17 protein-coding genes and 2 pseudogenes are annotated in these 19,006 nt (G+C 71.2%); 5 read left to right on the top strand and 14 right to left on the bottom strand.

Annotation, left to right across the window (positions count from 1 at the left end):
* Nucleotides 1-17: 17 nt before the first annotated feature.
* The 5 genes and pseudogenes from Prum_RS24880 to Prum_RS24860 all read right to left on the bottom strand — a co-directional run.
* Nucleotides 18-1,120: pseudogene (locus Prum_RS24880) on the bottom strand (alpha-hydroxy acid oxidase); the annotation flags it as partial.
* An 8-nt stretch (nt 1,121-1,128) separates the two neighbouring features.
* Nucleotides 1,129-2,220 (bottom strand): 4-hydroxyphenylpyruvate dioxygenase, encoded by a 1,092-nt coding sequence (gene hppD / locus Prum_RS24875; protein ID WP_218577324.1) that lies wholly within the window; start codon nt 2,218-2,220, stop codon nt 1,129-1,131.
* 29 nt (nt 2,221-2,249) lie between these two features.
* The gene (locus tag Prum_RS24870) at nt 2,250-3,593 is read right to left on the bottom strand and encodes an NAD(P)/FAD-dependent oxidoreductase (RefSeq protein ID WP_173078677.1); all 1,344 of its coding nucleotides are present in this window, start codon (nt 3,591-3,593) and stop codon (nt 2,250-2,252) included.
* Between the two features lie 31 nt (nt 3,594-3,624).
* The gene (locus Prum_RS24865; RefSeq protein WP_173078676.1) at nt 3,625-3,876 is read right to left on the bottom strand and encodes an acyl carrier protein; all 252 of its coding nucleotides are present in this window, start codon (nt 3,874-3,876) and stop codon (nt 3,625-3,627) included.
* Between the two features lie 162 nt (nt 3,877-4,038).
* Nucleotides 4,039-4,650, bottom strand: a complete 612-nt coding sequence (locus tag Prum_RS24860; protein WP_173078675.1) for a TetR/AcrR family transcriptional regulator — start codon at nt 4,648-4,650, stop codon at nt 4,039-4,041.
* A 73-nt stretch (nt 4,651-4,723) separates the two neighbouring features.
* Between Prum_RS24860 and Prum_RS24855 the strand changes: the two genes are divergently transcribed.
* Entirely contained in the window at nt 4,724-5,236 is a 513-nt protein-coding gene (locus tag Prum_RS24855; protein WP_173078674.1) for a methyltransferase family protein, read from the top strand.
* Between the two features lie 40 nt (nt 5,237-5,276).
* Nucleotides 5,277-6,217: pseudogene (gene lipP1, locus Prum_RS24850) on the top strand (LipP1 family hormone-sensitive lipase).
* On the opposite strand, the gene Prum_RS24845 reads toward lipP1, so the two are convergent.
* Nucleotides 6,186-6,398: a hypothetical protein gene (locus Prum_RS24845; RefSeq protein ID WP_173078673.1), complete on the bottom strand. Its 213-nt coding sequence runs from the start codon at nt 6,396-6,398 to the stop codon at nt 6,186-6,188. The pseudogene lipP1 and the gene Prum_RS24845 sit on opposite strands and share 32 nt — an antisense overlap.
* 161 nt (nt 6,399-6,559) lie before the next feature.
* Between Prum_RS24845 and Prum_RS24840 the strand changes: the two genes are divergently transcribed.
* Nucleotides 6,560-6,724, top strand: coding sequence for a hypothetical protein (locus tag Prum_RS24840; protein ID WP_173078672.1), 165 nt, complete (start codon nt 6,560-6,562; stop codon nt 6,722-6,724).
* Between the two features lie 154 nt (nt 6,725-6,878).
* On the opposite strand, the gene Prum_RS24835 is transcribed toward Prum_RS24840, so the two are convergent.
* The 4 genes from Prum_RS24835 to Prum_RS24820 are packed head-to-tail and all read right to left on the bottom strand — an operon-like array spanning nt 6,879 to nt 11,362.
* Nucleotides 6,879-8,309 carry a DHA2 family efflux MFS transporter permease subunit gene (locus Prum_RS24835; RefSeq protein ID WP_173078671.1) on the bottom strand — a complete coding sequence of 477 codons (1,431 nt, stop codon included), beginning with the start codon at nt 8,307-8,309 and terminating at the stop codon, nt 6,879-6,881.
* A gap of 5 nt (nt 8,310-8,314) precedes the next feature.
* Nucleotides 8,315-8,857, bottom strand: coding sequence for a flavin reductase family protein (locus tag Prum_RS24830; protein ID WP_218577323.1), 543 nt, complete (start codon nt 8,855-8,857; stop codon nt 8,315-8,317).
* Nucleotides 8,854-10,314, bottom strand: coding sequence for an amino acid adenylation domain-containing protein (locus tag Prum_RS24825; RefSeq protein ID WP_173078670.1), 1,461 nt, complete (start codon nt 10,312-10,314; stop codon nt 8,854-8,856). Before Prum_RS24825 ends, Prum_RS24830 begins: the two co-directional genes overlap by 4 nt.
* Nucleotides 10,315-10,342: 28 nt before the next feature.
* Nucleotides 10,343-11,362 (bottom strand): acyl-CoA dehydrogenase family protein, encoded by a 1,020-nt coding sequence (locus Prum_RS24820; protein WP_371871385.1) that lies wholly within the window; start codon nt 11,360-11,362, stop codon nt 10,343-10,345.
* 401 nt (nt 11,363-11,763) lie between these two features.
* On the opposite strand from Prum_RS24820, the gene Prum_RS24815 reads away from it, so the two are divergent.
* Both Prum_RS24815 and Prum_RS24810 read left to right on the top strand, forming a co-directional pair.
* On the top strand, nt 11,764-12,060 hold the full coding sequence (locus Prum_RS24815) for a TetR/AcrR family transcriptional regulator (protein WP_173078669.1): 297 nt from the start codon (nt 11,764-11,766) through the stop codon (nt 12,058-12,060).
* The gene (locus Prum_RS24810; protein WP_246278073.1) at nt 12,024-12,317 is read left to right on the top strand and encodes a TetR/AcrR family transcriptional regulator; all 294 of its coding nucleotides are present in this window, start codon (nt 12,024-12,026) and stop codon (nt 12,315-12,317) included. Before Prum_RS24815 ends, Prum_RS24810 begins: the two co-directional genes overlap by 37 nt.
* Here Prum_RS24810 and Prum_RS24805 read toward each other — a convergent pair.
* The 4 genes from Prum_RS24805 to Prum_RS24790 all read right to left on the bottom strand — a co-directional run bounded on the left by Prum_RS24805 (nt 12,281) and on the right by Prum_RS24790 (nt 18,996).
* The gene (locus Prum_RS24805) at nt 12,281-13,804 is read right to left on the bottom strand and encodes an FAD-dependent monooxygenase (protein WP_173078668.1); all 1,524 of its coding nucleotides are present in this window, start codon (nt 13,802-13,804) and stop codon (nt 12,281-12,283) included. The two genes, Prum_RS24810 and Prum_RS24805, sit on opposite strands and share 37 nt — an antisense overlap.
* Nucleotides 13,804-15,009, bottom strand: a complete 1,206-nt coding sequence (locus Prum_RS24800; protein ID WP_178132662.1) for a hypothetical protein — start codon at nt 15,007-15,009, stop codon at nt 13,804-13,806. The genes Prum_RS24805 and Prum_RS24800 overlap by 1 nt, the downstream gene beginning before the upstream one ends.
* Nucleotides 15,010-15,530: 521 nt before the next feature.
* Entirely contained in the window at nt 15,531-17,198 is a 1,668-nt protein-coding gene (locus tag Prum_RS24795) for an NAD(P)/FAD-dependent oxidoreductase (protein WP_173078667.1), read from the bottom strand.
* A 28-nt stretch (nt 17,199-17,226) separates the two neighbouring features.
* On the bottom strand, nt 17,227-18,996 hold the full coding sequence (locus Prum_RS24790; protein ID WP_173078666.1) for an NAD(P)/FAD-dependent oxidoreductase: 1,770 nt from the start codon (nt 18,994-18,996) through the stop codon (nt 17,227-17,229).
* Between the last annotated feature and the right edge of the window lie 10 nt (nt 18,997-19,006).

Genomic DNA, 19,006 nt, shown 5'->3' with positions numbered 1-19,006 from the left:
CCACTCCCTGGTATCACGGTCCGGACCCACCGTGCGGCGGCCACATCGGCGCAGCCGGCGAGCGTCATGGCGTCTTCCAGTTCGGTCCGCAGCAGATCCAGAACCCGGCGGGCGCCGTCCTCGCCACCGGCGGCGAGGCCCCACATCGCCGGACGGCCCAGCAGCACGCCGCTCGCGCCCAGCGCCAGCGCGCGCAGCACGTCCAGGCCGCCGCGTACGCCGCTGTCCAGCAGGAGCTCGCACCGGTCGCCGACCGCGGCGCGTACCGCCGGGAGCGCGGCGACGCTGGACACAGCGCCGTCGAGCTGCCGCCCGCCGTGGTTGGAGACGACCACCGCGTCCACCCCGAGCTGCACGGCCCGCACCGCGTCGTCCGGGTGCAGGATCCCCTTGAGTACGAGGGGCAGCCGGGTGCGCCGGCGCAGCCAGTCGACCTCCAGCCAGGACAGGGCGGGTCGAACGCGTCCCTGGTGTGCACCATCAGCGCGGAGCCGCGCGCCTGCCGCTGCCCGGCGGCCGCTCCGGCGGCGGCCGGCAGGTTCGCCGCGACGATGCCGTCGGGCAGCGCGAATCCGGAGCGCATGTCGCGCAGCCGGCGACCCATCCGGGGTACGTCGACGGTCAGCACGATGGCGCGGCAGCCGGCCTCCTCGGCGCGTTCGAGCAGGTCACAAACCAGGCGCCGGTCGTGCAGCCAGTAGAGCTGGAACCACACCGCGGCACCGGTGGCCGCGATCTCCTCGATCGGATAGCTGCTCAGCATGCTGGCGACGTAGACCGCGCCGGCCTCCCGGGCCGCCCGGGCCAGGCCCAACTCGCCGTCGGGATGGGCCAGCCGCTGGTACGCCATCGGCGCGACGCCGACCGGCATCGCGAGATCGGTGCCCAGCAGGCGGGTGGCCAGGTCACAGCCGCCCGCACCGGCCAGGATCCTGGGCACCAGGCAGACGGAGTCGAACGCCGACCGGTTGGCGCGCAGCGTCAGCTCGGCCCCGCTGCCACCGGCGACGTAGTCGCGGATCCCGGCGGGCAGGACCCGCCGGGCCGCGGCTTCCACGTCGTCGAGGCAGAGCAGATCCGCCAGGCCCGGCTCGGGATACCGGACGGCGGGCTGGTCCACCGCGACGTTCACGGCAGGCCAGGTGTGCTGATCCGCTCCGCCTCGACGGCCGCGTAGAGAGCCTTGATGTTGCCGCTGCCGAACGTCCGGGCGCCGAGCCGCTCGATCACCTCGAAGAAGAACGTCCGGCGCGGGTGGGTCGAGCGCGCGAAGATCTGGAAGAGCTGCCCGTCGTGGTCCTCGTCGACGAGGATGTTCAGCTCCCGCAGCTCGTCGGTGCCGTAGCGCGCCAGGTCCAGCCGCTCGGCGAGCAGCCGGTAGTACGCCGCCGGCGTGTTGAGGAACGCCACGCCCCGGCCCACCAGCGCGGAGATCGCCGGCACGATGTTCTCGGTGCGGAACGCCACGTGCTGCACGCCCGGCCCGGCGTTGTCCTTCAGGAAGTCGTCGATCTGCCCGGCCTCCGCGGAGCTGTCCGGCTCGATGAGCGTGAAGGTCACCTGCCTGGACGGGCTCTGCACCACCCGGGAGAGCATCGCCTGGGCGCCGACCACGATGCGTTCCTCGAAGATCACCTCGAAGCCCAGCGCCGCCTCGTAGAGAGCGACCGTCTGGTCGAGCGTGCCGGCCTCCAGGCACACCGCGAAGTGGTCCACCTCGTGCAGCGCCGGCGCGGGTGCGGCGCCCGGCGCTGGCTCCGGTGTGGTCGCCACGAAGCCGGGCAGCTCCGCGGCGGCCGGACGCTGGATGAACGTGTGCGTCACGTCGCCGAAGATGCCGATCGTCGCGGTGACGGCGCCGTCCGGGTACTCGGCGGGCGGCGCGACCGGTTGGGCGCCGCCGGCCACGGCAGCGGCGTACGCCGTGCGCGCGTCCGGCGTACCCAATCCGATGTTTGCCACGCCGTCGCCGTGCCGTTGCACGAAGAGCCCGGCGGGGTGCTGGTCGTCCAGCGCCTCGGTCAGCAGCAGGGTGATCCCCCGCTGCCGGACGGCGACCGAGAGGTGGCCGCCGGCGTCCACGTCGGGCGTGCCGGCGGTGCCGACCACCTCGAAGCCATAGCTGGCAACGAGATCCGCCGCGCTGGCTCGCGCGTCGGAGACGTAGAACTCGATGAAGTCGACGGACAGGTTGGACGGGGCAGTGCCGGTGGCGGTCACAGTGGTCCTCCCTCGCGCCACGTGATGGGTCAGAAGATCGGTGCCGCGGACGGAGCCGACAGCTCGCCGAGGTACGGGTGCCAGAGGTGCTCCGGATCCTGCTCGACCGCCCTGACGATCTCGCGCATCTCGCTGAGCGCCTTGGGCTCGGCGTCGGTGTAGACGTCGCCCTGGAGCATCTTGAGCACGTCCAGCCGGTATCGCGGATCCTGGACGAACGCGGTGAACAGGATGTTCAGCCGGTAGTAGATGGAGATGAACTCGTACCAGTTGCGCACGCCGCGGCGCAGCGTGCTCTCGTAACTCGCGAAGCGCTCCTTGCTGAAGTCGCCGGCGGCCGCGGCCGCGATGATGTCGGCGCTGGCGATCCGGGCGCTGTTCATCGCGACGCTGACGCCACTGGAGAAGATCGGGTCGACGAACCGGGCGGCGTCGCCGATCAGCAGGAACCGGTCGCCGCAGATCTGCCGCATGGCGTAGCTGTAGTCGCCCTCGGACTTGAACGGGCGCAGCTGCTTCGACCGCTTGAGCGCCTGGAAGAGCTCCGGGCGGCTGGCAACCGAATCCCAGAAGAACGTCTCCAGGTCGTCCTTCGCCGCGGCGAACCGCTTCTTCTGGGTCACCACGCCGACGGAGGTGATGGTGTCCGTGATCGGGATCTGCCAGACCCAGGTGTCCACCAGCGGCAGGAAGTGGATGAAGATGTAGTCGGTCTTGCTGGGGTCGGTGGCCACGCTCGCCCGGTCGAAGTCGTCGAACCAGGTGTGGATCGCGTACTGGTTGAACACCGGATCCGGCACCTTGACCCGCAGTTGGCTGCCGAGCATCGTGCGCCGGCCGCTGGCGTCCACGACCATCCGCACCCGGACGTCCGCCGGCGTGCCGCCGAGCCGCACCTTCATGACCGGCAGGTCCTCGCTGAAGTCCACCCGGTTGACCCGGACGCCCTGGAAGACCTTGGCGCCCAGGCTCTCCGCGTGCTTGAGCAGGATCAGGTCGAACTTGCCGCGGTCGACGTGGTACGTGAAGTCGCGGTCGACCCCGGGCTGGTCGCGCTCCTTGAACATGATCTCGGCGGCCCGGAAGTCGTGCGTCAGGTTGGCGAAGCCGAGGTGGTCGATCGGGCGGGTCTCCGCCGACGTCCACGCGGCCCCGTACTTCTTGGGAAAGTCAGCCGCCTCGATGGCCGGCATGGCCCCGATCTCCAGCAACACCGGCGTCGTCGCGGTGACCAGCGACTCGCCCACGTGTTCGCGGGGAAAGTTCTCGCTCTCGAAGAGGGCCACGGACAAGCCGGCCCGAGCGAGGTAGGACGCCATGGTGGAGCCGGCGGGACCGCCGCCGATCACACCGATGTCGAAGTCAGCTTCCACGTCGACCTCCGGTCGTGGTCAGGGCGCGCCCTCAGCTGCGTGGCAGGGAGAGCACGAGGTCGGTGATGCTGTTCAGGTCGCGGAAGTGCCGGCCCGTGATGTGCACGGGCGGCACGACGGCGGACCACTCGTCCCGCAGGAACGCGAGCAGGCGGACGGTGTTCAGCGAGTTGAGGATGCCCCACTCCAGCAGGGGCGAGTCCGGGGTCAGTTCGACGGCTCCGCCCGCATCCGCCTCGCGGATGATCTCGCGGCGGATGTACTCGGTGAGTTGCTGGAGCACTTCGTCACGGTGATCGGGTATCCCAGACAAGTTCCCCTCCTAGTGACATCCCTCTTTGATGAATTCTAGGGAGGATGACCGTTCCGTCAAGGTCCGGAAGGCGTCAAGAAAAAGGGCTCCGGTCCCGACCAGGTCGGGACCGGAGCCGAAAGCGCCGAAGGGCTACAGGGCGCCGGTGAGGTACGTCTGGAACGTCCGGCCGGTGGTCGCGGCCAACTGCTCGGCCGAGACGGACTCGATCGCGCCGATCCGGAAGATGTACCGCGACGTGGCCAGTCCGATCAGCTGGGTGCCGGCCATCGCGGCGCGCAGCCGGGCGTTGGGCTGACCGAGAGCCTCGGTGAGTGGGAAGAGCACCTCGTCACCGAGGAAGTTCCGGACCTCGTCGGCGGCCCCCTCCACCGCCGTCACCGAGCGCAGCACGCCGGCCAGCCGGGCCCGGTGCGCGGGCACGTCCCAGAACGTGAAGAAGTGCCGCACGGTGCGCTCGCCGACCCGGCCGCGCGGGCCGTCCAGCACCCGGGTCACCAGGTCCGGCGGGCTGAGCGCGTCCCGCACCACGGCCTCGAACAGGCCCTCTTTAGTGAGGAAGAAGTGGTGGATGAGCGCGGTGTTGACGCCCGCCTCCTGCGCGATGGTACGCATCGTGGTGCCCTCATAGCCGCGCTCGGCGAACTGGCTCGTGGCGATCTCGAGGATGACACTGTTGCTCACCGTGGGCCCGACCCGCCGCCCGGTCCGCTTCCGCGGCGCGCTCGCCTGCCCAGTGTCCACAGTGATTCCCCTTGAATTCATCACCTGAGGCTTCAGGGTATCCCTAGCCCGTGTCCGCGGGTAGCATCGCCTGGTGCGCAGGACGATTGCCGCGGCGGGCAGCCTCGTATTCTTCTGTCTCGCGCCGGGCCTGGTGGCCGGATTGGGTCCGTATTGGCTTGCAGGCTGGCAGTTTCGCGAACCCTTACCATACTGGGCTCCATTTCGCTTCCTAGGTGCCGCCCTACTCGCGGCCGGTGTCGGCTTTCTGCTCCACGCGTTCATCCGCTTCGTGCTAGAGGGCCTGGGCACTCCGGCGCCGGTGGCACCGACCGCCCACCTCGTCGTGGGCGGCATCTACCGGTTCGTCCGCAACCCGATGTACATCGCCGTGGTGATCACGATCGTCGGGCAGGCGCTCCTGTTCGGCCAGCTCGGGCTGCTCGCCTACGCGGCCGTGATAGCGCTGGTCCAAGCCGCGTTCGTGCACTTCTACGAGGAGCCCGAGCTGCGCGAGCGCTTCGGCGAGTCCTACGACACGTACCGGCACGCGGTCCCGGCATGGTGGCCCCGGCTCACCCCGTGGCGGGGGCCCGAGTCAGTCTGAGCACGACAACGACCAACCCCATACGCGGAGGTGTGGCCCCGTGGCGTACGACCCCCAGGTGCAGCGACTGCGCGACCGCCGGATCGAGTCCGGCGCGACGCCGCTCTACGCCCTCTCCGTCGCGGACGCGCGGGCGGCCGACCTGGCCGACATCCAGGCCGGGGGCGGCGCACCCGAGCCGGTAGCCGAGGTCAGCGACCTGCACATTCCGGGGCCCGGCGGCGACCTGCCGATCCGCGTCTACCGCCCGGACGGGGAGGGACCGTTTCCGGTCCTGGTGTACTTCTTCGGCGGCGGCTGGGTGCTGGGCACCGTGGACACCTCCGACGGCATCTGCCGGCGCCTCACCAATGCCGCGCGCTGCCTCACCGTGTCGGTGGGCTACCGGCTGGCGCCCGAGCACCGCTTTCCGGCCGCGGTGCACGACTGCCACGCCGCCACCCGGTGGGTCGCCGCGCACGCGGACGAGTTCGGTGGCGACCCGCACCGGCTCGCCGTAGCCGGCGACAGCGCCGGGGCAACCTGGCCGCGGCCGTGACCCTGCTGGCCCGGGAGGCCGGCCCCGCGCTGGCCGCCCAGCTGCTGGTCTACCCCAATACGGACTACCGCAGCGACACTCCGTCGATGCGTGACGGCACCGACCCGTACCTGTTCAACAGCACCTCGGTCGACTGGTACTGGGGGCACTACCTGGCCGACCCGGCGGACGGCCTGGACCCGCTGGCGTCGCCGCTACGCGCGCCCGACCTGGGCGGCCTGCCGCCGGCGCTGGTCATCACCGCGGAGCACGACCCGCTGCGGGACCAGGGCGAGCAGTACGCGGACCGGTTGTCGCAGGCCGGCGTGCCCACGACGGTGACCCGCTACCCCGGCATGATCCACGGCTTCTTCGCGATGACGGGCACGCTGGACGCGGCCGGCGTGGCGCATGCCCAAGCGGCCGACTTCCTCAGCCGTGCCTACTCCACGGTGTCGTCGTGACGGCGGCCCGCTCCGGCAGGCTCTCCCGGGTGACGCTGGCACGGGTGACCGTGCTGAGCAGCGGGGCATAGCCCGACACCTCGGACACCAGCTGACCGCGCAACCGGTCGTCACCGCTGGCCTGTCCCCACACGGTTAGCCGGTAGTTGACCTCGGTGTCCGGCACGCGCAGCGACGACATCCACGCGCTGGGCGGTCCCCCGAGGCGCCATGCAGGGAGACCGGCGCGAAGTCGGCCTCCGGCGCCGAACCGGAGCCGTCCAACGGACCGCCGGCGACGCCCGCGTGCACCGTGATGGCCCCGGTGCCCAAATAGCTCAACTGGAACGCAAGCAGGTGCTCATGGTGCTGCTCGTCGACGGGCAACAGCCCGGCGGACAGCAGAAGGCCGTCAGCCTCGTAAAAGAGCACCACGGCACCGGCGCACTTAAGACGCACACCACCCATGTTGGTAGTGGTTCCCTCCGCTCCGTCCCCGCCGCGCCCGCGAGAGAGAATTTCCCTTGAAATTAGCGAAGCGCGCCACGGCCGGCGTCACCCATCCGTCCGATTCTGGCCGACACATGGTGGTGCCACCCCAATCCATCGGGGTGGCACCACCAGAGGTTCAGCCGAATCTGTCCACTTCAGACAGCTTGGTCCACTCAGGACCCGACGTCGGTCAGCGACGGGCCGCTGACACGGTTTGGCCGGCGCCGGACCGGGCGACCGGCACCGGCCGCGGCTCGGCGCGTCCCGGGATGCCGAGCGTGACGAGCGCGCCGACGGCGAGCGCCGAGGCCGCCACGAGGTACGCCACCACGAGCCCGTCGGTGAACGTCTGACCCGAGGTGAAGCCGCCGTACGCGCCGAGGATGGCACCCGCCACGGACACGCCCAGCACGGTGCCGAACTGCCGGATCGCGTTCGACACGCCGGACGCCACGCCCTCCAGCTCGGGCGGTGCGAACCCGATCGCCAGCTGGGCTACGGGTGCGAGGAACGTGCCGAGCCCCAGTCCGGTGAGGATGAACGGGATGACCAGCCGCCCGTACGCGAGGTCCGGCTCGGCGATCAGGCCCACCCAGCCAATGCCCACGGCCTGCATGATCAGGCCGAGGAAGACCAGCGGGCGACCACCGATCTTGTCGGTCAGCCGGCCCGAGATGGGCGCGGCCAGCAGCGGCATCGCGGTCCACGGCAGCGTACGCACGCCGGCTTCCAGCGGCGTGTACCCGAGGACCGTCTGCAGGTACTGGGTGGCCAGGAAGATGGCGCCGAAGACCCCGAACGGCATGATCAACGCGGCGACCATGGTGAGGCTGAAGCCGCGGGTGCGGAACAGGCTCAACGGCACCATCGGCGCCTTCGCCCGGCTCTCCCACGCCAGGAACGCCAGCACCAGCACCCCGCCGCCGATCAGGCCGGTCAGCACCGAGCCGCTGGTCCACCCCTCGCCGTTGCCCCGCACCAGGCCGTAGACGATCCCGAACAGGCCGGCCGTCACCAGCACGGTGCCGACCGGATCCAGCCGCCCGGCCCCGCCCCGGCTCTCCCGTACCCGGGCCAGGACCGGGAGCAGCAGCAGGCCGATCGGCACGTTGATCCAGAAGATCCACTGCCAGGACTGGTACTCGGTGATCGAGCCGCCGATGACCGGCCCCAGCGCGATGCCGAGGCCCACCATCGCGCCCCACAGGCCGAACGCGTGCCCGCGCTGCTCCGGCGAGACCACGCTGGCCAGCAGCGTGAGCGTCAGCGGCAGGATGGCGGCCGCGCCGAGTCCCTGGATCGCACGCGCCGTGACCAGCATCCCGACGCTGTCGGACAGGGCGGCCAACGCCGACGCCGCGATGAAGACGACGAGCGCCCCGCCGAACACCGCCCGCCGGCCCAGCCGGTCACCGAGCGCGGCGCCGGACAGCAGGAACACGGCGAAGGTGAGGGTGTAGGCATTGACCGTCCACTCCAGACCCTCCAGGTCCGCGCCGAGGTCCACGCGGATCACCGGTAGTGCCGTCGTGACGACCAGGGTGTCGATCGCGACCATGAAGACCGCGACCAGAACGGCCAACCAGGTCCACCCGACGCCGCGGGTGTTTGTGGATTCCATTGTGGTTACTCCTGACGATCCTGGGAGCGCCGTGGAACGCCGCTCGCGACTCGAAACACTCGTACGTACCTGCCTCGCCAGTACCCGAGGGGAAACCTCTCCGGCGCGACCGCGCCCGAGACGATCCGCCCCAGGACGATCACGTGGTCGCCCGCTTCCACCCGGTCGTGGACCGTGCACTCGGCGTACGCCACGGTCCGGTCCAGCAGCGGGGCGCCGACCACCTCGCTGGGCCGCCAGCCGACGCGCGCGAACTTGTCCCTGGTCCGGCTGGCGAACAGGTCGGAGAACTCGGATCCCTCGGCATCAAGGAAATTGACCACGAAGCAGCCGCGCGCCTGGATCGCGTCCAGCGTCCGGCTGGGCGGCTTGACGCAGGTGAGCAGCAGCGGCGGGTCGGCCGACACGCTGCACACCGCGGAGGAGGTCATGCCGCACGGGTTGCCCTCCTGGTCGAGCCCCGTCACCACGCTCACGCCGCTGGTCAGCGATCCCATGATGGTGCGAAACGCATCGAGGTCCACACTGGACAGGTCGGGACGGTTCACAGCGCACCTCCTTCGACCGCGGCCACCAGCGCGGCCCGGTCCGTCTTTCCGTTGGCGGTCAGCGGCAGCCGCTCCGCCACGCACACTCGATCGACGGTCATGTACGTGGGCAGCCGCTCGGCACACAGCCGCTTCAGCTCCAGCAGGCCGGGCCGGGCGGCGCCGGGGGCCGGTACCACCACGGCGTGCAGGGCCGCGTCCAGTCCCGCGCCCACGACGATGACGGCCACGTGGGCGATGCCCGGGTGCGCCCCGATGACCGCCTCGATCTCGGCCGGCTCGATCCGGTGCCCGCGCACCTTGACCAGGTCATCGCGGCGCCCCAGGAACTCCAGCCGCCCGTCCGGGTCGAACCTGCCCAGGTCACCGGTGCGGTACGGGCCCTCATGCGCCGGCCGGCCCCAGTAGCCGAGCATCACCGTCGGGCCGGACACCACGATCTCGCCCGTCCCGTCCGGGCCCGCGCCGTCGAGCAGGATGGAGTCGCCGGAGGCCGGCACACCGATCGGCAGCGGGCGGGTCCGGCCGGCGTCCCGCTCGCCGACCTCGTACGCCGCGCAGACGTTGGTCTCCGTCGGGCCGTACCAGTTGTGCAGGCGCACGCCCGGCCACGCGGCGCGCAGCTGGTGGACGTACGCGATCGGCATCACCTCGCCGGCGAACACGCACGCGCGCAGCGCGGGCGGCGGGCCGTCCGCGAGGAGCCCGCCGTCCCGGATCATGAGGATCAGCGCGGACGGCACCGAGTACCAGACCGTGATCTCCTGCTCGCGCAGGAAGCCGGTGAGCCCGCCCGGGGCGTACGCCAGCGTTTCCGGGACGGGGTGCACGCAGGCGCCGGCCCGGAACGCCGCGTAGATGTCGAAGACCGACAGGTCGAAGTTGAGCGGCGCGTGGTTGGCCAGCCGGTCGCCGGGGCCGACGGCCAGCAGGTCACCGGCCCACGCCACGAACGCGACGGCGTTGCGGTGGCTGAGGCACACGCCCTTGGGCTCCCCGGTGGAGCCCGAGGTGTACAGGATGTACGCGGGGTCGTCCGGGCCGCCGTCGACCGGCGGGGTGTCGGCCGCCGGCGCGCCCTCCAGCGCGGTGATGTCCACCGCGTTGGCGAGCGCGCCGGCGCTGTCCGGGACGGTGCGATCGGCGGTGCCGGCGTCCACCACGACGAGAGCCGCTCCGGCGTCGGCCACGATCCGGGCCACCCGTGCCGGCGGGTTGGCCGGGGACACCGGAACGTAGACCGCGCCCAGCCGCAGCACGGCCTGGGTCAGCGCGAACGTGCGGACGCCCTTGCCGGCCCAGATCACCACGCGGTCGCCGGCCCGCACGCCGGCGCGGTGCAGCCCGCCCGCCTGGCGCCGGGCCAGGTCGTCCAGTTCCGCGTACGTGAGCCGCCCGTCCGCGGCGGCGACGGCTGGCGCGTCGGGGTACGGGCGGCAGCCACGCGGGCGTACCACTCCAGCCGTACGGGCTCCTCGCGCTCGGTCACAGGCCCAGCTCCCTCGCGATCAGCAGCCGCTGGATGTCGGACGTGCCGGAGAAGACGGTGCTCGGCACGGTGTCGCGCAGCAGGGTCTCGATCCCGTACTCGCGCAGGTAGCCGTGCCCGCCGAAGATCCGCACGGCGTCCAGCGCGCTGGCCACGGCGGCCTCGGAGACGGCCAGTTTGGACAGTGCGACGCTCAGCTCACCGCCGCGCCCCTGGTCCATCTCCCAGCACGCCTTGTAGAGCAGCAGCCGGGCGCTTTCGGTGCGCATCTTGATGTCGACGACGCGGTTCGCCACGGACTGGAAGTCGCCGATCCGCCGCCCGAACTGCCGGCGCGTGCGGGCGTGCTCGACGCATCGGTCCAGCAGCCGGTCCAGCAGCCCCACGTAGCCGGCGAACAGGCAGGCCCGCTCCCACCGCATGGAGTGCTGGAAGATGGCGCCGCCCTGGCCGGGCTCGCCGAGCACGCGGGCGTCGGGCACGAAGCAGCCGTCGAACCGGACGGTGCTCGCGGCGGCCGACTCCAGGCCCATCTTGCTGAACGGCTCGCCGACCACGACGCCGGGCGCGGTCCGGTCGACGGCGAACGCGGTGATGCCGAGATGTCCCGCGGCCGGGTCGGTGGTCGCGTACGTCACCAGCACGTCGGCCACCGGCCCGTTGGTGGCGAAGCTCTTCTCGCCGGTGAGGACGAAGCCACCGGGGACCGCCGTCGCGGTGGCCGCCAGCCGGGACACGTCCGAGCCGGCGTCGGCCTCGGTCATCGCGTTCGCCGCGATCAGGTCGCCGGCACACATCCCGGGCAGCAACCGCTCGCGCGCCTCGGCGCCGCCGAACTCGGCGATCGGCACCCCGCAGGCGAACAGGTGCGCGCTCGCGGCGAACACCAGGCCGGTGTCGGCGCAGCCGCGGCCGAACGCCTCCACCTGCCGGGCGGTGTCGAGCGCGCCGAGGCCGCCGCCGCCGTACTTCTCAGGCAGGCAGAGGCCGAGCAGGCCGAGATCACCCAGCGTCAGCCAGCCTGCCCGGCGGTCCGTCTCGGCACGGAACGTGTCGCCCCGAATGCCGCAGTGACGCGGTCCACAGTGGCCGCGAATTCCGACTCCCGCTCAGCTGACCAGGCGAAGTGCATGGCACCTCCCCCGGACCTGCGCCGCAATCCATCGGGGTGACCTGGGCATACAGGCTTACTGACTGGTAAAATATTTGATCCCGGAACTTTATTAACCGTCGTAGATCCGGCTACGCACCGTAGATCATTGGGAAAGTGCGAGTAGTTGCGGAGATACTTGACCGTCGATGGTTTGGGCCCGTTCATCGCTGAGCGGCCCGGGTCGTTTAGAGGTGGTACGTGACATCCGCAGGACCGGGAAGCGTCAACGGTGATGTTGGCGGCCCGCAAGGCACCACCCGGCGTGTGATTCTCGATGTCGCCCGCCAGGAGATCTCCGAACATGGGATCGACGGCGTCAGTATCCGCAGCATCGCGCGGCGGGTCGGCGTCGATCCCAAGCTCGTACGGCACTACTACGGCTCCCGGGAGCAGCTGCTGCGCGAGGCGGTCCAGGTGGACATGGACCCGGGAAGCTTGCCGAGCGGCTGCTGCACGGCAGCCGGCGGCGGCTCGGCCGGCACATCGCCACCGTCCTGCTGGAGCACTGGGACAGCCCGCGCACGATGGTCCCGTACCGTGCCCGCCTGTCCGCGTCGCTGACCGACCAGAAGGTGGCGGAGGCCATGCACGACGACTTCGTCGCCGCCTTCTTCGGCCGGCTCGCCACCGAGGTCAGCCCGGACCAGCCGGAGCTGCGCGCATCGCTGGCGGCCTCCCAGGTGATCGGTCTGGCCGTGAGCCGCTACCTGGTAGAGGAGCCGACGCTGGTGGCGTGCAGCCGGGAGGAGCTGATACGCATGCTGGGGCGCACGATCCAGCACTATCTCACCGCCGATCTGGCGCCCGCGGCGGCGTAGCCGGCCGCCGCGGTGGCGGTTACCGGATTCTGCCCGCACCAGCGCTGGAGCGCGGCGCGGCAGAGCCGGGCCGCGACCGAGGGCCGCGTGGTCCGGGTCGACCAGGCCACGTACCCGTCGGGCCGGACCAGCAGCGCCGTCAGGCGGTCCAGGCGGCCGGACGGCACCGCCTCCGCGACCACCGCACGGACCCGGTCCGGCCACGCCTTGGCGTGCATCGCCGGCGCCGAGTCACCGCCCAGCACCACGAGCAGGAAACGGCCGTCGCGCTGCAGCTCCCGCAGGCGCAGCGTGCCGCCCTGGGGCTGTACCAGCTCGGCGTCCGGCACCGGCCGGCCATCCAGCGGGCCGGCCGCGGTCGCCGGCGTCGCATGGGCGGGCCGGGTGGTGTCCAACCCGAAGAGGTCCCGGACCGCCAGGCAGGCGCCCACCGGGTCCGCGCAGGACGGGCTCAGCAGCGCGGTCGCGCGGTCCGTCGCCTGGATCACCCGCTCCGCGACCGGCCGCCGCTCGGCCTCGTACGTGTCGAGCAGTCCGTGGGGTGCCCAGCCGCGGACCACGGCGGCGAGCTTCCACCCGAGGTTGAACCCGTCGCCCAGGCACAGGTTGATCCCGTGCCCACCCACCGGAGAGTGCAGGTGCGCCGCGTCGCCGGCCAGCAGCACCCGACCCTGGCGATAGCGGGTGGCGAGCCGTTCGTGCAACCGCAGCCGGCCCAGCCAGCGGGGCTGCCCGGGGGCGGTGTCGGGGCCGTACATCCGGCCCAGCAGCCCGTGCAGTTCCTCGCCGGTCGGCGGCCGCTCGCACCACGGCTGGGTGGAGTCGATGCAGGTGAGCCGGTGCCAGCCGTCGTGCCACCCCACGGAGAGCGCGGCGATGCCGGGTCCGAAGTGGATGGTGGCGTCGCCCGGCGGCGGGTTCAACAGCCGCACCTCCGCCTGGAGGGCACCGAATCCGTACGCCTGGCCGGCGAACTCGATGCCGGCCAGATCGCGGACGGCGCTCTCCGCGCCGTCGCAGCCCACCACGTACGCCGCCCGCTCCTGCCACTCCCGCCGCTCGCCGCGCACCAGCACGGTGACGCCGTGGTCGTCGGACGACAGCCCGGTGACCTCGGCGCCGCGGATCACCTCCACGCCCAGCCCGACGACGCGGGCCGTGAGCTGCTCGACGACCTCGCTCTCGGGCATCACGTTGAGATACGGAAACCTGTCGGTCGGCGCGCCGAGCTCCACCGTGCCGGCCGACGCGATGTCCAGCTGAGCCACCTGCCGGCCGCTGGCGATGAACCGCTCGACGCAGCCACGCAGACTCAGGGCCGCCATCGTGCCGGCCGTGAGGCCCACCAGCCGGTGCCGGGGCGCCGGCTCGGGCCGGCGTTCCAGCACCCGGCACGCGACGCCGGCCAGCGCCAGTTCCGCCGCGACCGTCAGGCCGGCCGGCCCGGCGCCGACAATGATCACCCTGCCATCGATGACTTTGCTCATCACTGCACCGCCCCCATGCGAATCCCCCGTTCAGTCGTTTCTGCGCCTCGCCCGGCCGGTGGCCGCCGACGACCCGTCACGTTGTCCCTGGTCAGCAGCCGTTTGAAGTCCCGCGGCGCGATCGTGCTGACCCAAGCGACCATGAGCAGGCGGCGCAGCATGGTGAAGTGGTAGTACCGCGCCTTCGGATCGCCGAAGGCGTACAGCGGCGGGGCGAATTTGGCCCGCCGCAGTGCCTGGAAGATGCCGGCGGCCGCGGCCCCGGGCGCCAGCCTGCCCGCCCGCACCGCCGCGAACCGGGCGAAGAAATCGTCGAGCAGGCGCCCCAGGCCATCGGGCGTGTCGAACCACAGCGCCCCGCCGGCGAACCGCTCCACCGGCGCCCACGAGCCCACCGCCAGCGCATCCGCCGTCGCCCTCTTGAGCGAGAGGTGGGCCAGGATCTGCCACAGCAGCCAAACCCTGGTGAACGCGTTGAACAGGCGGAAGTCGTCGCACGCGGTGCGGGCGGCGGCCAGCATCCGGTCGTTGAACGCGATCAGCTCGCCCTGGTACGCGGCCACCCGGGCGAACTGCTCGCCCGCGGGCGCCCCGTCCTGGACGATCCGCAGCAGCGCCGCGGCGAGCGCGTGCACGATCTCCGCGCCCATCGTGGCGTCCCGGGACAGGAAGTCGTCGGTCCGGCACGCCGCGCGCTCCATCGCGAACCAGCGGTCGCCGTACGTCGCCGCGGGCAGCCGCTGCCACGGGTCACCGCCCACCCACGGCCCGACGGCCTCGGCCCCGGCGAACTGCTCCGCGACGCTGGGCAGGGTGGCCACCAGGGCCTTGAACGCCGCCGCGGCGTCGGCCGGCAGATCGGCGAACCGGTGCGGGTCGACGCCTACCGTCACCCCGCAGACGGGGTGCACGGAGCCGTCGTGGTTGCCGTGGTCGACCACCTGAATCCAGCCGCCGGGGAACAGGTGGTGGATCGTGCCCTTCGACCAGGCGGTGGCGCCGGGATAGCCGGCGACGTCGAGGCACCCTTCGAGCGGTGTCACGCCGCGCAACTGCCCCGACAGCAGGCGGGAGCGCAGGAGCAGCGGATCCGTTGCCCCGCCGCGCCCCGGACCCAGCCCGGCCCGCAGCGGGGAGTCGACCCCGCACGCGTCCACCGCGTACCGCGCGGTGAACTCCCGGCCGTCCGCCAGGGCCACGGCCACCCCGTCACCGGCCGGCCGGAGCGCGACCACCGGCGCGCGGTCCGGCAGGGTGTGCGCGCCGTACGTCGCGGCAATCTCGCGGGCGTAGTCGTCGACCACCGGCCGGTACGGATGCCACTCGCCGTGCTCCCCGGCACGTGGAACTGCACGGTGTGCGCCGGGTCGTGCCGCCGCCCAGGGGTGTGGTGCAGGAAGGCGAGGCTCTTCTTGATCCCGCTGACCCGGCGGACCCGCTCGGGCAGGTCCACGAAGTGTGCGAAGGCCGCGATCTCCGGCACGTCGAACCGTTCCGCCAGCAACTGGTAGACGGCGGTGGTGTACGGGACGGTGCTGTCCCCGCCGGGCTCGGTGCCCCGGTCGGGCCCGTCGACCAGCAGCACGCGTACGCCCTGGCGGGCCAGGACCGCGGCGAGCAGCGCCGGTGTCAGGTGCCCGCCGACGATCGCGACGTCGTACGGGGTCGTCGGGTCGGCAACAGGTGTGGACATGGCAGACCTCCCAGTTCTCTGCGGACGCCCCGGTCAGAAGATCTTCCGGCCGAGCACGAACTCCTTCGCGGCCTCGCGGACGAAGCCGAGCATGATCCGGCGCACGTCCGGCGGCGCCTTCGTCGCGGCCCACAGCATCGTGCGGGCCAGCTTGGGCGGCGTGGGGTTGATGAACCGCAGCTTCCGGTCGGTCCAGCCGAAGTGCCGGGGCACGAACGGGGCGCGGTTGAGGTGGTCGTACAGCGCGTCGGCCGCCTCCCGGGCGTTGATCCGTCCGGCCTCGAAGTCGTCGCACTGGCGCACCATGTCGTTGAACAGCTCGCCGTAGCCCACGTGGTCAGACCAGTGCAGGCCCGGGTTCTCGGTGTTCTCCAGCTCGATCAGGTGCCGGTCGTCGCCGTCGGCCCGCCAGCGGCGGAACGCCTCGTGCGCCCGGAACGTGCCAGCGTTGGAGCCCCAGGCCCAGATCCGGAACACCGCCGTCCACAGGTCGTAGTCCTCGAACGAGATGTACGCGGCGTTGACCAGCTTGTCGTTGCCGTCGAACAGGGCCTGCTGCCGCTTCTCCACGTCGGCGAAGCGGTCGGCGGAGAAGTCGTCGTCCTTGACCGCCCGCAGGATCCGCCAGGCCAGCACGTTGACCGCCTCGCAGGTGTTCGACAGGCCGCGGGAGAAGAGCGGGTCGAGGAACGCGGCCGCGTGCGCCAGCAGCACCCAGCGGTCGCCCACCGTCTGCTTGGACGAGTACTGCAGGCGGTCCGTGCGCACCCACTCGCGCATCGGCTGGGCGCCCTCGAACTGCCGGGCGATGTCCGGGAACCGCGCGGCGTGCTCCCAGAACTCGTCCTCGGCCGAGGCGCCCTCGCGCTGCGGGTAGCGGCGCTCGTCCATGGTGAGCCCGACGCTGCACAGCGGGTTGCGCGAGGACTTGTGGTTGTCGAACGCGATGATCCAGAACCAGCCGCGCTCGAACAGGTGGTGCACGGTGCCCTCGTACCAGGGCACCGGCGGGGTGTCGGCCTTCGCCCGCTTGAAGACGGCGTCGGTCGACGGGACGGTCAGCATGTGGTTCCAGATGGCCCTGGAGTGGTGCTTGAACCGGCACGGGTCGTCCCGGAGGTTGAACTTCTGGGCCAGCGGGGACCGGTATCCGCTGGAGTCCACGACGTACCGCGCGCGGAACTGCTCACCGCGCGTCGAGCTGACCGTGACGTGCGAGTCCTCGAAGTCGACGTCCGCGATCGTGAAGTTCAGCCGCGCGACGCAGCCGTACTTGATGGCGGCGTGGAACAGGTACGCGTCGGTGTCCTGCCGGTACATGTGCGCGGTCTCGTGCAGCAGCTTCGGGAAGTTGAACATCGTCAGCTGCATCGGGTCCTGCTGCTTGCCCTCTTGGTGGTTGAGGAACCCGAAGTGGTTCTTCACTCCGTGCCAGGGCGAGATGATCCGCTGGCAACCGGTGTATGTGGACAGTGCCAGCAGCTCCGGCACCTGGTAGCGCTCGGCCATGGTACGCAGCGACACCAGCATGTTCGGGATCGTCGACTCGCCGATCGCGAACTTCGGGTGTGCCTTGGCATCGACCATCAGCACCTTGGCCCCGTTGCGGGCCAGGATGCAGCCCAGCATGGAGCCGGCGAACCCGGAGCCCAGGATCGCGACGTCGTAGAGCGGCTTTTCGGCGCTGGTCAGTTCACTCATCGGGCACTCCTCATGCGGCTGAGGCGGATCACTTGGGCTCGGGCACGCGCAGCCGGCGGCCGATCACGGGCCAGCCGGCAAGGATTTGCTTGATCTCCTCGATGGGCTCGAACTCGCCCTTGGCGAACCGCTTCTTCATGAAGAGGGTCAGCCCGTCGTACGTCAGCTCGCCGATCGACGGCGGCGCCTTCCGCTTGGCCCAGCGCAGCGTGGAGAGGATCTTCGGGACGCTGGCGTCGGTCCACTGGTTGTCCGGTTCGGCCAGCCCGAAGGCCGGCGGCACGAAGTCGGCGGCGCGCAGCAGTGCGGTGATCTCCTCCGCCGTCTGTCCGGCTTCGGCCTCGCCCGCCTGTACGGCCTGCATCTTGCGGCCGACCTCGGTCAGCAGCTTCAGCACCGCGACGTGGTCGGCGTTCTTCACCCGGCTCGGGTCGAAAGTGGACAGTGTGACCCGCCACCACGGCTTCTCCATGCGGCTCAGCACGGACGGGTCGCGGCTGTCGACGAACTGGGCGTACGCCTTGTTCACCTCGAACGTGGCCAGGATCTGGCTCAGCGACCAGACCCGGAACCAGGCGTCCCACAGCCGCCAGTCCCCGAACGACGTGTACGCGTTGGCCACCAGGTCGTCGTTGAAGTCGAGCTGGCCCTGCTCCAGCTCCTGGACCGCCTCGAACCGCTCGACCGCGAAGTCGTCATCCTTGATCGCGTCCAGCAGCCGCTGGACGAGCACGTTGATGATCTCCATGGTGTTGGACAGCCCGCGGGAGAAGAGCGCGTCGATGAACCCGGCCGCGTGCGAGGTGAGGCACCAGCGATAGCCGACCGTCTGGTTCGGCGAGTACTGGAGGCGACCGGTGCGGGTCCAGTCGCGCACCGCCCGCGCGCGGGCGAACTGCGGCTCGATGCCCGGGAACTGGGCGATGAACCGGCGGAACTCCTCCTCGGGCGTGCAGTCCGGCACCGGATGGATGCGCGGGTCGTAGTTCACCCCCACGCTGCACAGTGGATTGGTCGCCCGCGGATGGTTGTCGAACGGGATCACCCACATCCAGCCGCCGGGGAAGATGTGGTGCAGCGTGCCCTCGTGCCACGGGCTCGGGTGGTGGTAGCGGCTCTTCGGCGCGATCTCGTCGTACGGGCGGACCCCGACCATGTGGGTGAACAGGCTGCGCGAGTGGTGCCGCAGCCGGGTCGGCTCCTCACGGAGCGAGAACTGCTCGGCCAGGAACGACCGGAAGCCGCTGGCGTCCACGATGAACTTCGCGTGGAACGGCTCGCCCCGGTCGTGCCGCACGGTCACGCCGCTCTCGTCGATGTCGACGGAGGAGATGCGCACCTGCTGCCGCACCGTCGCGCCGTAGCGCGCCGCCACCATGAGCATCCAGTTGTCGGTGTCCTGCCGGAAGAAGTGGTTCTCGGTGTGGGTGATCTTCGGGATCGGGAACATGTTGGTCTGGCGCGGATCCTGCTCCTCGCCCGGCCGGTGGTAGAGGAAGCCGAAGTTGCGCTTCACCCCGCCGCTGGTGCTCACCTTCGCGTGCACGGCCTCGAACGTCGTCAGCCACTTCAGCTCCGGTACGCCGTACCGCTCGCTGACCAGCCGCATCATCATCGACGTGTACGGGATCGTGGACTCGCCGATGGCGAACCGGGGATGGGTGCCGGCGTCCACGATCAGCACCCGGGCGCCGTTGCGTGCCAGGCACGCTGCCAGCACCGAACCGGCCAGACCGGACCCCAGGACCACCACGTCGTACGTCGTGTCCTGCGCCCTGCTGGCATTGAAATCGCTCACGGCGCCTCTC

The sequence above is a fragment of the Phytohabitans rumicis genome (assembly GCF_011764445.1).
Classification (GTDB): domain Bacteria; phylum Actinomycetota; class Actinomycetes; order Mycobacteriales; family Micromonosporaceae; genus Phytohabitans; species Phytohabitans rumicis.
This window is presented reverse-complemented; position numbering and strand designations above follow the sequence as displayed.